Here is a 14,224-nt window from a genome sequence, read left to right as displayed (position 1 = left end):
ACCGCCGGGCGCCGTGATCAGGCGAAATCGCCCGGAAAGGGCTGCCAGTCGCCGTCGATCAGCGCCTCGAGCGGGCGGAAGCGCGCCTTGTAGGCCATCTTCGGGCTCTCGCCGATCCAGTAGCCCAGGTACACGTGCGGCAGTCCGAGCACCCTGCACGCCTCGATCTGCCAGAGCACGCCCCAAGTGCCGAAGGCGCTGCGCGGCTGGTCGGGATCGTAGAAGGTGTAGACGCTCGACAGGCCGTCGGTGAGGCGATCGATCACGCTCACCATGCGCAGGCTGCCATAGCTGCGGAACTCCACCAGGCGGGTGTCGACATGGCTCTGCAGCAGGAAATGGGCGTACTGCTCGCGGTTGTCGAGGTCCATGCCGCCGCCGGCGTGGCGGGCGGTCTGGTAGCGCTGGTAGAGCTGGTAGTGCTCCTCGACGAATTCGAGGGGACGCTCGATCGGGATCAGATCTGCATGTCGAGCCCATGTCCTGCGCTGGCTGCGGTCGGGCTGGAAGCGCTCGACCGGCACGCGCACCGGCACGCAGGCCTGGCAGTGGTCGCAATAGGGGCGGTAGGTGAACACCCCGCTGCGGCGAAAGCCGCGGCGCACGAGTTCGCTATAGACCTGCGGGTCGATGAGATGGCCCGGGGTGGCGACCTGCGAGCGCGCGCTCCGCCCGGCCAGGTAGGAGCATGCGTAGGGCGCCGTGGCGTAGAACTGGATGAGGGCGTAGGGATAGTCCGATTTCATCGCGTCCGTCGTGCAACTTGCCGTCCTGCGTCAGTTCCAGTCGAAGTCCTGCATTGTTCGCTCGGCCCAGCGCTGCGGCGCCGGGCCGTCGTGCGCCCACTGGCGCAGGGCGGCGGTGAAACGCGCCCTCGGCACCTCGCGTGCCCCGAGCGAGCACAGGTGGGCGGTGGTCATCTGGCAGTCGATCATGCCATAGCCGCGTTCGGCGAGCAGCCGCGCGAGATGGGCGAGCGCCACCTTGGAGGCGTCGGTCTCGCGCGCGAACATCGACTCGCCGAAGAACACGCGGCCGATCGCCATGCCGTAGAGTCCGCCCACCAGCCGGCCCTCTCGCCAGCATTCGACACTGTGCGCCCAGCCCAGTTCGTGCATGCGCTGGTAGGCGGCGCGCATCGCGGGGGTGATCCAGGTGCCCGGGCCGCCGGCGCGCGCCGCGGCGCAGGCCAGCAGCACCTCGGCGAAGGCGGTGTCCGTCCTGACCTCGAAGCGCCGTCGGCGCAGGGTCTTGCGCAGCGAATGGCTGACGTGGAATTCGTCGGGCACGAGCACCAGGCGAGGGTCGGGTGTCCACCACAGGATGGGTTCGCCCTCGCTGAACCAGGGGAAGATGCCGCGGCGGTAGGCGGCGAGCAGCCAGGGTGGGGTGAGCGCGCCACCGGCGGCGAGCAGCCCGTTGGGTTCGCGCAAAGCGCGCTCGTCGGCGGGGAAGCCCGGCTCCGCGCCCAGCCAGGGGATCATGCCAGAGACGCTGCGGGATGGGCGGGCGCGCACTCGTCGGCGCGCTCGTCGGAGAAGGTGACGACGTGGTCGACGTCGAGGCGGATGCCGATGCGCTCGCCGATGGCGTGGTTGTGGTGGCTGGGCACCAGCGAGAGCACGCGCGCGCCGCCCGCCAGGCGCAGGGTGTACAGGATGTCTGCGCCGCGGAAAGCCTTATGCACCACCTCGGCGCGCAGCGCGCTGGCGTCGTCGTGCACGAGGTCGTCTGGGCGCAGCAGCACGTCGACCGGGCTGCCATGCACGCAACCGGCGCAGTCGGCGCAGCACACCAGCGGCTGCGTGCTGTCGAGCACGCCGAGCTCGATCTGCACGCGGTGATCGTCGAGCACCTTGCCGCGCAGGAAGGCACCCTGGCCGATGAAGTCGGCGACGAAGCGGTTGGCCGGGCGGTGGTAGAGGTTGTAGGGCGTATCCCATTGCTGGATGCGACCCTCGTGCATGATGCCGATCTCGTCGGCCACTGCGAAGGCCTCGTGCTGGTCGTGGGTGACCAGGATCGCGGTGGTGTCGGCGGCCTTGATGATCTCGCGCACCTCGTACGACAGGCGTTCGCGCAATTCGACGTCGAGATTGGAGAAGGGCTCGTCGAGCAGCAGCAGGCTGGGCTTGGGAGCGAGTGCACGCGCGAGCGCGACGCGCTGCTGCTGGCCGCCGGACATCTCGTGCGGATACTTGCGGCCCTGTCCGGCGAGGCCGACCAGCGCGAGCAGCTCGTCCACCCGCGCGTTGCGCACGGCGGCGCTGTCGCGCCGGAGGCCGAAGCCGATATTGTCCGCCACCGAGAGATGCGGGAAGAGCGCATAGTCCTGGAACACCATGCCGATGCGCCGGCGCTCGGGCGGCAGCATGTGGCGCGGCGTGCTGACGACCTCGCCGTCGAGGCGGATCTCGCCGGCCGCCAGCCGTTCGAAGCCGGCGATGCAGCGCAGCACCGTGGTCTTGCCGCAGCCGGAAGGCCCGAGCAGGCAGCCGATGCGGCCCTTCTCGAGCTGCAGTGAGAGCTGGCGGACCACGAGGTGGCTGCCGAAGGCGAGGTCGATGCGGGAAAGGTCGAGGTGGGACATCGCGGTCGTCGAGGGCCTATGGGCGTGGGGAATTATTGCACCCCGGTGTTCCAAATGCGATCAATTATAATTCGCTCAGTTCGCGGGGGCCGATTTCCGGCGCCGGGGCGCAATCATGGGAACGGCATGGATTCGACGGCAGGGCAGGGCGCGATGCGCATTCGGTTTTCTTCGCTGACAGTGCTGGCGGTTGTGGTGGCCACGCTGATCGCGGCGCCGGTGCTGTCGGTGTTCTCCAACGTGCTCGCCGGCGACACCGGGGCGACCTGGTCGCACCTGGCCGACACGGTGCTCGGCGAGTTCGTGTTCAACACCGTGGTGCTATGCATCGGCGTCGGCCTGGGGGTGTCGTCGATCGGCGTGACCTCGGCCTGGCTGACGACGATGCTGGACTTTCCCGGGCGGCGCTTCCTGGAGTGGGCGCTGGTGCTGCCGCTGGCGATGCCGGCCTATGTGATGGCCTACGTGTATACCGATTTTCTCCAGTTCGTCGGCCCGGTGCAGGGCTGGCTGCGCGAGACCTTCGGATGGGGGCGCGGCGACTACTGGTTCCCCGACGTGCGCACCGTCGGCGGCGCGGTGGCGATGTTCATGTTCGTGCTCTACCCGTATGTCTACATGATCGCGCGCACCGCCTTCCTGGAGCGTGCGGGCGGGATGCTCGAGGCCGGGCGCACGCTCGGGCTGGGTCCGTGGGGCTCGTTCTTCCGCGTCTCCCTGCCGCTGGCGCGCCCGGCGGTGGTGGCCGGCACCGCGCTGGCGCTGATGGAGACGCTGGCCGACTTCGGCACCGTGTCCTACTTCGGCGTGCAGACCTTTACCACCGGCATCTATCGCGCCTGGTTCTCGCTCGGCGACCGCATCGCCGCCGCGCAGCTGTCGGCCGCGCTGCTCGCCTTCGTGGTCCTGGTGCTGACACTGGAGCGCATGTCGCGCGGGCGGGCGCGCTTCAACAACACCTCGCGCCAGGTGGCGATGCCGGTGCGGCTGCGCCTGCCGCTGGCGCTCGGTGTGCTCGCCGCGTTCGCCTGCTTCATGCCGCTGCTGCTCGGCTTCCTGCTGCCGGCGGCGCTGCTGCTGCGCATGGCCTTCCTCGAGGGCGATGCCCAGTTCGGCGCGCGCTTCGTCGAGCTGGCGCACAACAGCTTCGTGCTCGCGGCGATCACCGCGGTGGTGGCGGTGCTGCTCGCAGTGCTGCTCGCCTACGCCGCACGCTTGGCGCGCTCGCGCCTGCCGCAGGTGCTCAACCGCATCGTCGGACTGGGCTACGCGGTGCCCGGCTCGGTGATCGCGGTGGGCGTGCTGATCCCGCTGACCCGGGTGGATCGCTGGCTGGCCCAGGGCTGGGAGGCGTTGTGGGGGACGAACCCCGGGCTGCTGCTCACCGGCGGCATCGCCGCGCTGATCTACGCGTACCTGGCGCGCTTCCTCGCAGTGGCGCTGCAGACGGTCGAGTCCAGCCTGGGCAAGATCACCCCCAACATGGACGACGCCTCGCGCAGCCTGGGCTTCGGCAAGTGGGCGACGCTGAGGCGGGTGCACATGCCGATGCTGCGCGGTAGCCTGCTCACCGCCGGCCTGCTGGTGTTCGTCGATGTCATGAAGGAGCTGCCCGCCACGCTGGTGATCCGACCCTTCAACTTCGACACCCTCGCCACCCAGGCGCACACGCTTGCGGCCGACGAGCGCCTGGCCGAAGCCTCGACCGCGGCGCTGATCATCGTGGCGGTGGGCTTGCTGCCGATGTTCTGGATTTCGCGCCAGATCCTGCGCGTGCGCCGCCGGGAGGGCTGAGCGAGGTGCCTGCCGACGCGAAATAATGCACGCGGGGTGCGCTGCCGCGGCGGCGGTCGCGGGTCGATCATGCATAATTACGCGATGTCCCCGCGTCCTTCAATCTTCGCCCCGTGCAGCGCTCGGCAAGCTGCCCGGGTCGTCCATACCATGCCTTCCGGCTGGGGGGGCAAACCACGCTCCTGCGGTGTGCCCGAGGCGCGTTGATCTTGGCGACCTCGGTGCTGCACCGCTTCCGTCGTCCGCTGCAGGCCACCGGCCTGCTCGGGGTACTCTTCGTCCTCAGCGTCTTCATGCCGCCGGTGCGCCTGTTCGCCGATGCGCGCGATTACCTCCCGCTGCATTCAGGGCTGGAGATCTTCTCGCTCGTGGTCGCCGGGATGGTGTTCGCGCTTGGCTGGAACCTGCGCCGCAGCGCGCGCGGGGCACGGCTGGTCTGGCTCGGCGCAGCCTGCCTCGCGGTGGGGCTGCTCGATTTCGCCCACCTGATGTCCTTTCCGGGCATGCCGCCCTTCTTCACGCCCAACAGCGCGGACAAGGCGATCGCCTTCTGGCTGATGGCGCGTCTGCTCGGTGTGCTGGGCCTGCTCGCCCATGCCGTGCTGCCGGAGCGCGATGGCGGCGGATCCGCCGCGGCCTGGGCCGTCCTCGCTGCGATCGGCGTCGCCTTCGGCTGGAGCTGGCTCGTCCTTGCGCACCCGCAGGTCTTGCCGGCGACCTTCATCGAGGGGCAGGGCGTAACCCCGTTAAAGAGCGTGCTGGAGGGTGGGCTCGTGCTGCTGCACCTTGCTGCCGCGATCTTGCTCGCGCGCCGCGCGCTGGCGGACGGCGAATCCGCCGCTGGCTGGCTGGCCGCCGCCGCGGCGACGATGGCGCTGGCCGAGCTGCATTTCGCGCGTTATGCCGCGGTCGCCGACCTTTACAACGTGCTCGGGCACGCCTACAAGGTGGCGGCGTTCGCGATGATCTATCGCGCGGTGTTCGTGTCCGGCGTGCGTGCGCCACAGCGGGCGCTGGCGGCCGAGCGGGCGCTGCTGCGCGGGCTGATCGATTCGGTGCCCGACCTGATCGCCTTCCGCGATCGGGAAGGCCGTTACCTGGGCTGCAACAAGGCCTTCGCCGAGGCCTACGGGATCCGCGAGGCGGCCCTGGTCGGGCGCAGCGACGGCGAGCTGTTCGCGGGGCGGCTGCCGCTCGCCGGGGCCGGCCAGGACACCGTGAGCTGCGCAGAGAACCACGAGGAGTGGCTGGAGGCGGCGGACGGAACGCTACGTCTGCTCGACACCTTGCGCACCCCCTATTTCGACCTCGACGGCGTGCAGCTCGGCGAGATCCGCGTCAGCCGGGACTTCACCGAGCGGCGCCGGGTGCGCGAGCAGATCGCCGAGCGCGAACGCCGCCTGATGCTCGCACTCGAAGGTGCCGAGCTCGGTTTGTGGGACTGGGACGTGCCGAGCGGGCGAGCGAATTTCAGCCCGATGTGGTGCAGGATGCTCGGCTATGCAGCGGAGGAGCTGCCGGCGAATGTATCGAGCTGGGAGTCCCTGGTGCATCCGGACGACTGGTACGACATCCGCGACTCGCTCGAGCCGCACCTGCGCGGCACCAAGGATGCCTATCGCGCGGAATACCGGCTCAAGCACAAGAGCGGGCACTGGGTCTGGGTGCTCGCGGCGGGCCGTGTACTCGATCGCGGCGAGGGCGGGGAGGCGCTGCGCATGGTCGGCATCCACCAGGACATCTCGCAGCGCAAGGCGATGGAGGAGAGCCTGCTGCAGCTGGCCACCAGCGATCCGCTCACCGGGCTATGGAATCGCCGCCACTTCGTCGAGGTCGTGCGCGGCGAACTCGGACGCGTGCGCCGCAACCAGGCGCCGGCAGCGCTGCTGCTGATGGACCTCGACTTCTTCAAGCGCATCAACGACACCCACGGCCATGCCGCGGGTGACGAGGTGCTGCGCCATTTCACCGCGACGGTGAGCGCGCAGTTGCGCGAGGCCGACGTGTTCGCACGCCTGGGCGGGGAGGAGTTCGCGGTCCTGCTTCCCAGCATCGACGCGCTCGGCGCGGTGCGGGCGGCGGACCGGCTGCGCAGGGTGGTGGCGGATTCGCCGGCCAGCGTCGACTCGGGGGCGCTGCACTATTCGGTCAGCATCGGTGCGACCATGCTGGACGCGGCCGACGAAGGCTACGAGGCCGCCTATGCGCGCGCCGACGAGGCCTTGTACGCGGCCAAGCACGCCGGGCGTAACCGCGTCGTGCTGGCGCCGGCGAGTGCCGGTGCGCCCTGCGGCGAGCCCGTCAGCGAGGGGGCCGCCGCAGGGGCTGCGGATCAGCGGTAGCCGGCGCGGTCGAAGATGCGCTGGGCCTCGGCCACCGTGTCGGCGAGCTCGCCGATCGGCAGGGTGTCGGCCTTGAACTCGCCGAGCTTCTTCAGCGCGGGGTTGTCCACCTTCACGCTCGGCACCGCAGGCCATTCGTTGTTGCCGTTGGCGAAGTATTCCTGCGCCTGGTCCGAGGCGAGATACTCGAGGAACTTGACCGCGGCCTCCTTGTTCGGCGCGTGCTCGAGCATGCCGGCGCCGGACACGTTGATGTGGGTGCCCCAGGTCGCCTGGTTCGGCCACACCGCCTTGATCTTCGCGACCACGGCCTGGTCTTCGCGCTTGTCCGAGTTCATCAGGCGGGCGAGGTAGTAGCTGTTGGCGATGGCCACGCCGCACTCGCCCGCGGCCACGGCGCGGATCTGGTCGGTGTCGCCGCCCTTGGGCGCGCGTGCGAAGTTGGCGACGATGCCCCGGGCCCAGTTCTCGGTTGCTTCCGCGCCGTTGTGCTTGATCATGGCGGCGCCGAGCGAGAGGTTGTAGGGGTGGCTGCCCGAGCGGGTGCACACCTGGCCCTTGAGCGCGGGGTCGGCGAGCTGCTCGTAGGTCTGCACCTGCTCGGCCTTGACCATGTCCGGGTTGTAGACGATCACGCGTGCGCGGGTCGAGTAGGAAAACCAGTTCGGTGCGCGCAGGTGGGCGGGGATGCGGGCCTCGAGCGCGGCGGACTTCACCGGCCGGAAGATGCCGAGTTCGTCGGCCTTCGCCAGGCGCGAGGCATCGACGGTGACGAAGATGTCGGCCGGACTGTTGGCGCCCTCGTTGCGGATGCGCTCGAGCAGTTCGTCTTCCTTCGCCTCGATGCGGTTGATCTTGATCCCGGTCTGCTTGGTGAAATTGCCGTAGAGCTCTTCGTCTGTCTGGTAGTGGCGGGCGGAGTAGACGTTCAGCTCGGCGGCGGTGACGGTGCCGGTGAGACCGAAGGCGGCGATGATCGAGGCGATGAGGACTTTCTTGCTCATGGTGTGCGAACCTTGGTGTGTTTGCGGTGCGACGATACTAACGATAAAGGTTCGCAGTTGCAAATGGATCGCATTCACTTCATTATTGTTGAGAAATGTTCTCAACAAGGAGATTCCATGAATGCGCTGCTCGTCGGTGCCGACCGCCTCGGCAACATCCCGGATGTTCTGCACAACTTCGGCATTCGCATCGCCGCCCACGTCAGCGGCCGCGACACGACGCACCAGCGCCGCAGCACGCCCTTGCCGAGCGGGATCGGGCTGGTGATCCTGTTCACCGATTTTCTCGGCCACAACGTCATGCAGCGCTTCCGTGAGGCCGCAGGCAAGCAGGGCGTGCAGGTGGTGTGCTGCCGGCGCTCCACCTGCGCGCTGCAGCAGGCGCTCGATCGGCAGATGGGTTCGCGCTGCGACGAATGCCCGCGGCGCTGCGAGAAGGCATCCGGTGGGCGCCGGCGGGCGTCATCTGCCTGCTGAAAAAGCAAGAGGCCCCGGCATGCGGGGCCTCTTCCTCGGCGTGTTCCTCGCCGGCGCTCAGTGCGTGCGCATCACCTGGGCGCTGAGACCGAGCGATTCCTCATCGACCAGCCGGCGGGCGCCGTTGAAGCGTTTGGCCCAGTACGTCGCGGAGATGTTCTCGACGCGAACCTTGCCGCCGCTCGAGGGGGCATGCACGAACTTGCCGTCGCCGAGATAGATGCCGACGTGCGAGAAGGTGCGTCGCATGGTGTTGAAGAACACCAGGTCGCCCGGCTTGAGGTCCTGCTTGCCGATCTTGTCGCCCAGGCTCGCCATCTCGCTCGCGCTCCGCGGTAGGTCGAGCCCGACGGCATTACGGAACACGTTGAGCACGAGTCCGCTGCAATCGAAGCCGGTCGCCGGCGAAGTGCCTCCGAAGCGATAGCGGATACCCAGGTAGGAGAGCGCCTCGTCGACCAGTTGTTCGGCGGCCGTGGTGTACTCCTCGAACGCCGAAGACGCCTGGAAGGCGTGCTCGCGCTGCGCCGGGGCCGGCTCCGCGCCTTGGGCGGGAAGGGCGAGCGCGAAGGAGGCGAGCAGGGCAGGTAGGGATGTCCGGAAAAACATTCGAGGAAATATACGCATCGAGCTATCCGGTGTAAAGGGAAATCTGCGCCTGTCGGACGCATTCGTCCCGGTTCTTGTCGGCCTGCTTTCAGACCTTGATCTTTTGCCGGTAGGCCTGGGCGTGCTCGGCAAGCGCGCGCGGACTGGTGACCGCGAGCGAGAGTGCGCGCGACTGCGCCGCGAGGAAGAGTTGCGCGATCGCCCAGGCGTCGCCGAGCGCGTGGTGGCGCTGGAAGGTCTCGATCTCGAAGGCGGCCATCCAGTCGGCGAGCCGACCGGGGCGTTCCAGCCGCTCGGGAAACAGCGAGGGCAGCAGGAAATAGAGGTCGATCCAGAGGAACTCCGGCGTGAAGCCGAGCATTCTCGAGAACGCGCGCTCGAGCATCGTGCGGTTGAAGGTGGCGTTGAACACGACAAGCGGGCTGTTGCGGGCGAAGCCGAGCAGCCCGGCGAGCGCATCGCCGGGCAAGGGCTCGAGCTGCGCGTGATAGGCGTCCTGCGGGTGCAGCAGGCCGCCGTCGACGGCGATGGCGCCGACCGCGAGCAGGCGGTCGCGTTCGAGGTCGAGGCCGGTGGCCTCGGTGTTGAGCACCACGTAGCGCGACTCGAAATGAGGCTGTTCGTGCGCGGACTCGGCGAGCGCATGCCAAGCCTCGAGCGCGCGCTCGGCCTCGGCGCTCAGCGGCGGCTGGTTGCCGCGGGCGTTCTTCAGGCGAGAGAGCCAGCTCATAGTTGGTAATCGAGTTTAAGCCGCAGCTGGAGCTTGCGCGCCTGGCGGAAGGCTTCCTTGAGGATGCGGCGGTCGAGTTCGTTGAGCGATTCGGGGTCGATGCGGTTGTCCTCGGCGGAGTCGTGCTCGGTCTCGAGGTGCTGCGAACGCAGGCGCAGCAACTGAATGAAGTTGAAGCCGTCGATGATGGCCGAGACTTCCTCCGGACTCATGCCGCCGATCTTGGTGCTGCCCTGGCGCAGGCGCTGCACCGTGCTGCTCGACTCCACGCCGGTGCGCAGGGCGAGGATGCGGGCCACATCGACGAACAGGCGGGCGCCGGATTTCTTCATGTCGATGGTGCCGTCTTCATCCACCACGAAGTCGCGGATGCGCCCGAGCGGGGGCATGACCTTGAGGGCGTTGGCGGCCATCATGCGCAGGAAGGCGCTGTTGCCCTTGGCACCCTTGTTGAGCGCGCTGCGCAGCTGGTCGCCGAAGCGTTCGTTGCCGTAGAGCACGCGGAAGTCGAAGAAGATCGAGGCGTTGAGCAGGGCCTGCGGGTCGGGCTCGCGGATCCAGTCGCCGAAGCGCGACTTCCACTCGTCGAGGGTCAGGCAGAGCTCGGGGTTGCTCGCCATGATGTTGCCTTTGCACAGCGGGAAGCCGCAGGCCGCGAGGTCTTCGTTGACCGTGCGCGCGAACTCGACCAGGCGGGCGCGCGTGTCCTTGAGTTGCTTCGGCTCGGCGCAGCGGAAGATGATCCCGTTGTCCTGGTCGGTGGACAGGGTCTGCTCGTGGCGGCCCTCGGAGCCGAAGGCGAGCCAGGCGAAGTCGATCCCCACCAGCTCGTGGCGTTCACGCGCCAGGATGATGATGCGGCGCGTCAGCGCGTCGTTGAGCGCCGAGATGAACTGCGTGAGCTGCTCGGCGCCGATGCCCTGGGCGATCAGGTTCAGCGCCAGCTGACGGATGTCCTTGCTCGCACGCTGCAGGGCCTCGATGTCGGCGGCGTTGTCGATGCCGGCGCGGATCTGGCGCAGGCTGATGCGCTGCAGCGAGAACAGATCGCGCTCGGAGACCACGCCCAGCAGCACGCTGTCGGAGTCGACCACGAGCAGGTGGCGCACGCCGTGGGTGGCCATCTCCAGGGCCGCGTCGTAGGCCGAGGCGCTCGCCGGCAGCTGGTGCGGATTGGCGGTCATCAGCTCGCCGATCGGGCGCGCGAGGTCGAAGCCGGCGAGGATCACGCGCGGCAGCAGGTCGCTCTGGGTCAGGATGCCGACCGGGCGGCGTTCCGCGTCCACCACCACCATGCAGCCGAGATGCAGCTCGGACATGCGCTCGAGCGCGCTGCGCGTCGGCGTATCGGGGGTGACGAAGACCGCCTCCTTCTCGATCAACTTGCCGAGCGCCGTGGTCATGGTCTGCTGCTCGGCGGCGCGCTGGGCGAACGTGCTCTGCAGCTGCTGGCGCGACTGGCTGAGCAGGCTGGCGATGTACTGCGTGCAGAAGAGGTGGAACACCGGGCTGATCTGCATCAGATGCAGGAAGTCGTCGGCGCTGATCTGGAAGCAGAAGCTGTCCTCGACCGCCACGTAGGCGTTGGTCGAGGGGCGGCGCGCGGAGATGGCGCCGATCGGGAAGCACTCGCCCGGCCCGAGGGTTAGGCTGGTGTACTCGGTGACCGTGGTCTGGCCGGTCTGCCGGGCCTGGATCTTGCCGCGCTGGACGATGTAGAAGTGCGACGGCACACCCGATTCGGGCGTCAGGATCTCGCTGCCACGGGCATGGAAGGCGAGCACCGCGCGCTCGGCGAGAGAGGCGAGCGCGCCCGGCTCCATGCGGTTGAAGGGGGAGAAGTTGCGCAGGAAATCCATGCTGGCTCCCACCAGCAGGTCGGCGGCGTCGTTGCTCATGGGCGGACCGGGATCGAAGCAATCACACATTATAGGCGCGCGCATCGCGGGAACGGCGAGCCGCGAGGGCTGCGTCAGAGCACCTCGGCGGCGTGGTCGGCGAGGCGGGAGCGTTCGCCGCGCTGCAGGGTGATGTGGCCGGAGTGGGCCCAGCCCTTGAAGCGGTCGACCACGAAGGTGAGGCCCGAAGAACCCTCGGTGAGGTAGGGCGTGTCGATCTGCGCGATGTTGCCCATGCAGACCACCTTGGTGCCGGGGCCGGCGCGCGTGATCAGGGTCTTCATCTGCTTGGGCGTGAGGTTCTGCGCCTCGTCGATGATGAGGAACTTGTTGAGGAAAGTGCGGCCGCGCATGAAGTTCAGGCTCTTGATCTTGATGCGGCTGCGGATGAGGTCGCGGGTGGCCGCGCGACCCCAGTCGCCGCCCTCGCCGGCGGTGCCGTTGAGCACGTCGAGGTTGTCCTCGAGCGCGCCCATCCAGGGTGCCATCTTTTCTTCCTCGGTGCCGGGCAGGAAGCCGATGTCCTCGCCCACCGGAACGGTGACGCGGGTCATGATGATCTCGCTGTAGCGCTTCGACTCCAGCACCTGGGTGAGCCCGGCGGCGAGCGTCAGCAGGGTCTTGCCGGTGCCGGCCTGGCCGAGCAGGGTGACGAAGTCGATCTCGGGGTTCATCAGCAGGTTGAGCGCGAAGTTCTGCTCGCGGTTGCGCGCGGTGATGCCCCAGACGTTGTTCTTGTGGTGGCTGTAGTCGGTGAGGGTCTCGATGAGGGCGCTGCGGCCTTCCTTTTCCTTCACCCAGGCCTGCAGCGGGTTGTCGCCGTCCTGATAGACGAACTCGTTCACCAGCATCTCGGCGGCGAGCGGCCCGCTGACGCGGTAGTAGCTGCGGCCTTCTTCCTTCCACGACTGCATGCCGCGCGCGTGGCTGTCCCAGAAGTCGGCGGGCAGCTCGCAGGTGCCGGTGTACAGCAGGTCGCTGTCCTCGAGCACCTTGTCGTTGAAGTAGTCCTGCGCGGCGAGCCCGAGCGCACGGGCCTTGATGCGCATGTTGATGTCCTTCGACACCAGGATGACCTCGCGCCCGGGGTGCTTCTCCACCAGGAACATCACCACCGCGAGGATCTGGTTGTCGCCGCGCGCGGTCGGCAAGGCCGGCGGCAGCTTGATGTCGATCGCCTCGGTCTGCAGGTGCAGGCGTCCGGTGGCCTGGCCGCGCGAGGGGCCCTCGAGCGCGATGCCCGCGGCAATGCCGTCTTCCGAGGCGCATACGATCTCGTCGAGCATGCGGCTGGCCTGGCGGGCGTTGCGTGCCACCTCGCTGGTGCCCTTCTTGTTGTTGTCGAGTTCCTCCAGCGTCATGATCGGCACGTAGAGGTCGTGCTCCTCGAAGCGGTACAGGCTGGTCGGGTCGTGCATCAGCACGTTGGTGTCGAGCACGAAGAGCTTGCACGCTGCCGGGGCCTTGCGGGTACGGCGGACACGCTTGATGGCAGGCTCGCCCGCGTCCGCGGGGAGGGACGGGGAGGTGGCGGATTTGCGGAGGGCGGACATGACGTGGATCCGGGAGGGCGGCAGGACGGCCGCAGGAAGAGGCGAGGCGGCGCCGGGGCGCCGAGCGTGCGGGACGGCTCGCGGTGCGCGGCCGGCGCCGCAAGGATCAGAGCGCGCGCGCGGCGGCGAGCACTTCCTCGGCGTGGCCGGGCACCTTCACGCCACGCCATTCGCGCGCGATCGCGCCCGCGGCGTCGATGAGGAAGGTGCTGCGCTCGATGCCACGCACCTGCTTGCCGTACATGTTCTTCAGCTTCATGACGCCGAAGGCCTCGCAGGCCTGTTCCTCGGGGTCGGAGACGAGTTCGAAGGGCAGTTCGAGCTTGGCCTTGAAGTTCTCGTGGCTCTTGAGGCTGTCGCGGCTGATGCCGAAGACGGCGCAGTCGGTGGCGGCGAACTCGGCGTGCAGCGCGCCGAAGTCGCGCGTCTCGTTGGTGCAGCCGGGGGTGTTGTCCTTGGGGTAGAAGTAGATCACCACCTTGCGGCCGCGCAGCGCGGAGAGGGTGACGGTGTGGCCGGCGGTGGCGGGCAGGGAAAAGTCGGGGGCGAGGGGGGCGCTCAATCGGGTCTCCTGTTCGTCGGGGCGGCGGGGCTGCGCGCTCGGGGCGAGCGCACCGGCGCACGTGCTTCGTATGCCTCAGGGTAGCCGAAAGCGCCTGCCCGGGTGAAGAGCGTATTGCGGCGGCGTTACCGCCGCGTTGCGCCGCTCAGCGTTCGTGGAGCAGTCCGAGCACGACCGCGCGGCCTTCGGCCACGAGGATGTTGTAGGTGCGGCAGGCGGCGGCGAAGTCCATGAACTCGAAGCCGATGCGCGCCTCGACCAGCCCGCGCAGCAGCGGTGGCTGCGGGAAGCGCTGGCGGCGCCCGGTGCCGACGATGAGGATCTCGGCGCCGAGTTCGGCTGCGCGCGCGAGATCCTCGGCCGTCAGTCCTGCGAGGTCGCCACCGGCCTGCGGGGCCCAATCGCCCACAATCCGCCCGGCGCTGACGAGCACGTTGCCCTCGTGGCGGGTCTTCCCGATCATCACGTGGTCGTCGCCGTAGCCGGTTATCACGTTGGTGTTGGCGTGCTTGTCCTGGTAGAGCTTCATCGTCCGTTCCTGGTCGCGGCATGCGGCGCACGCCGGCGGTTGCCCGCGATGCCCGGGCAAATTGCCGCAGTGCGGGAGCGCGGCTAAGATATCAACCTTTTGGCGTGCGGGAAAACTCCGGCGCGCGTTTCCACCT

Annotated in this window: 13 protein-coding genes; 3 read left to right on the top strand and 10 right to left on the bottom strand. The window is 68.5% G+C overall.

All coding sequences use genetic code 11. The features are described from left to right. Window positions 1–17 precede the first annotated feature (17 nt). From TMZ1T_RS12360 to TMZ1T_RS12350, 3 genes are read right to left on the bottom strand one after another with little or no spacing between them, the layout of a single operon-like run. Window positions 18–746 carry an arginyltransferase gene (locus tag TMZ1T_RS12360; RefSeq protein ID WP_004304100.1) on the bottom strand — a complete coding sequence of 243 codons (729 nt, stop codon included), beginning with the start codon at window positions 744–746 and terminating at the stop codon, window positions 18–20. Window positions 747–776: 30 nt separating this feature from the next. Beyond that, window positions 777–1,484 carry a leucyl/phenylalanyl-tRNA--protein transferase gene (aat, locus tag TMZ1T_RS12355; RefSeq protein ID WP_004304098.1) on the bottom strand — a complete coding sequence of 236 codons (708 nt, stop codon included), beginning with the start codon at window positions 1,482–1,484 and terminating at the stop codon, window positions 777–779. After that, window positions 1,481–2,590 carry an ABC transporter ATP-binding protein gene (locus tag TMZ1T_RS12350; RefSeq protein ID WP_004304095.1) on the bottom strand — a complete coding sequence of 370 codons (1,110 nt, stop codon included), beginning with the start codon at window positions 2,588–2,590 and terminating at the stop codon, window positions 1,481–1,483. Before TMZ1T_RS12350 ends, aat begins: the two co-directional genes overlap by 4 nt. A gap of 153 nt (window positions 2,591–2,743) precedes the next feature. On the opposite strand from TMZ1T_RS12350, the gene TMZ1T_RS12345 reads away from it, so the two are divergent. Further along, entirely contained in the window at window positions 2,744–4,384 is a 1,641-nt protein-coding gene (locus TMZ1T_RS12345; protein ID WP_004304093.1) for an ABC transporter permease, read from the top strand. 209 nt (window positions 4,385–4,593) lie between these two features. Further along, window positions 4,594–6,726 carry a sensor domain-containing diguanylate cyclase gene (locus TMZ1T_RS12340; protein ID WP_012585566.1) on the top strand — a complete coding sequence of 711 codons (2,133 nt, stop codon included), beginning with the start codon at window positions 4,594–4,596 and terminating at the stop codon, window positions 6,724–6,726. Here TMZ1T_RS12340 and TMZ1T_RS12335 read toward each other — a convergent pair. Then, window positions 6,717–7,730: a Fe(3+) ABC transporter substrate-binding protein gene (locus TMZ1T_RS12335; RefSeq protein WP_004304089.1), complete on the bottom strand. Its 1,014-nt coding sequence runs from the start codon at window positions 7,728–7,730 to the stop codon at window positions 6,717–6,719. The two genes, TMZ1T_RS12340 and TMZ1T_RS12335, sit on opposite strands and share 10 nt — an antisense overlap. A gap of 117 nt (window positions 7,731–7,847) precedes the next feature. Between TMZ1T_RS12335 and TMZ1T_RS12330 the strand changes: the two genes are divergently transcribed. Continuing rightward, window positions 7,848–8,207: a DUF2325 domain-containing protein gene (locus TMZ1T_RS12330; RefSeq protein WP_004304087.1), complete on the top strand. Its 360-nt coding sequence runs from the start codon at window positions 7,848–7,850 to the stop codon at window positions 8,205–8,207. A gap of 57 nt (window positions 8,208–8,264) precedes the next feature. Here the strand turns inward: TMZ1T_RS12330 and TMZ1T_RS12325 are convergent, their stop codons facing one another. The 6 genes from TMZ1T_RS12325 to TMZ1T_RS12300 all read right to left on the bottom strand — a co-directional run bounded on the left by TMZ1T_RS12325 (window position 8,265) and on the right by TMZ1T_RS12300 (window position 14,088). Further along, the gene (locus TMZ1T_RS12325; RefSeq protein WP_004304086.1) at window positions 8,265–8,816 is read right to left on the bottom strand and encodes a C40 family peptidase; all 552 of its coding nucleotides are present in this window, start codon (window positions 8,814–8,816) and stop codon (window positions 8,265–8,267) included. An 88-nt stretch (window positions 8,817–8,904) separates the two neighbouring features. Continuing rightward, the gene (locus TMZ1T_RS12320) at window positions 8,905–9,546 is read right to left on the bottom strand and encodes a 3'-5' exonuclease (protein WP_004304083.1); all 642 of its coding nucleotides are present in this window, start codon (window positions 9,544–9,546) and stop codon (window positions 8,905–8,907) included. Next, entirely contained in the window at window positions 9,543–11,444 is a 1,902-nt protein-coding gene (locus TMZ1T_RS12315) for a DUF294 nucleotidyltransferase-like domain-containing protein (protein ID WP_041589662.1), read from the bottom strand. The genes TMZ1T_RS12320 and TMZ1T_RS12315 overlap by 4 nt, the downstream gene beginning before the upstream one ends. 74 nt (window positions 11,445–11,518) lie before the next feature. Continuing rightward, complete coding sequence (locus TMZ1T_RS12310) at window positions 11,519–12,997, bottom strand: PhoH family protein (RefSeq protein ID WP_004304078.1); 1,479 nt, start codon at window positions 12,995–12,997, stop codon at window positions 11,519–11,521. A gap of 106 nt (window positions 12,998–13,103) precedes the next feature. Next, complete coding sequence (locus TMZ1T_RS12305) at window positions 13,104–13,559, bottom strand: peroxiredoxin (protein ID WP_004304075.1); 456 nt, start codon at window positions 13,557–13,559, stop codon at window positions 13,104–13,106. 145 nt (window positions 13,560–13,704) lie between these two features. Next, window positions 13,705–14,088, bottom strand: a complete 384-nt coding sequence (locus TMZ1T_RS12300; protein ID WP_004304073.1) for an Mth938-like domain-containing protein — start codon at window positions 14,086–14,088, stop codon at window positions 13,705–13,707. Window positions 14,089–14,224: the final 136 nt, after the last annotated feature.

It is taken from the genome of Thauera aminoaromatica, from assembly GCF_000021765.1.
Lineage (GTDB): Bacteria > Pseudomonadota > Gammaproteobacteria > Burkholderiales > Rhodocyclaceae > Thauera > Thauera aminoaromatica.
This window is presented reverse-complemented; position numbering and strand designations above follow the sequence as displayed.

Coding starts and splice junctions, on each gene's coding strand:
- TMZ1T_RS12310 (WP_004304078.1), bottom strand. CDS start 12,997: ATGTCCGCCCTCCGCAAATCCGCCACCTCCCCGTCCCTCCCCGCGGAC.
- TMZ1T_RS12330 (WP_004304087.1), top strand. CDS start 7,848: ATGAATGCGCTGCTCGTCGGTGCCGACCGCCTCGGCAACATCCCGGAT.
- TMZ1T_RS12325 (WP_004304086.1), bottom strand. CDS start 8,816: ATGTTTTTCCGGACATCCCTACCTGCCCTGCTCGCCTCCTTCGCGCTC.
- aat (WP_004304098.1), bottom strand. CDS start 1,484: ATGATCCCCTGGCTGGGCGCGGAGCCGGGCTTCCCCGCCGACGAGCGC.
- TMZ1T_RS12315 (WP_041589662.1), bottom strand. CDS start 11,444: ATGAGCAACGACGCCGCCGACCTGCTGGTGGGAGCCAGCATGGATTTC.
- TMZ1T_RS12320 (WP_004304083.1), bottom strand. CDS start 9,546: ATGAGCTGGCTCTCTCGCCTGAAGAACGCCCGCGGCAACCAGCCGCCG.
- TMZ1T_RS12300 (WP_004304073.1), bottom strand. CDS start 14,088: ATGAAGCTCTACCAGGACAAGCACGCCAACACCAACGTGATAACCGGC.
- TMZ1T_RS12350 (WP_004304095.1), bottom strand. CDS start 2,590: ATGTCCCACCTCGACCTTTCCCGCATCGACCTCGCCTTCGGCAGCCAC.
- TMZ1T_RS12345 (WP_004304093.1), top strand. CDS start 2,744: ATGCGCATTCGGTTTTCTTCGCTGACAGTGCTGGCGGTTGTGGTGGCC.
- TMZ1T_RS12360 (WP_004304100.1), bottom strand. CDS start 746: ATGAAATCGGACTATCCCTACGCCCTCATCCAGTTCTACGCCACGGCG.
- TMZ1T_RS12335 (WP_004304089.1), bottom strand. CDS start 7,730: ATGAGCAAGAAAGTCCTCATCGCCTCGATCATCGCCGCCTTCGGTCTC.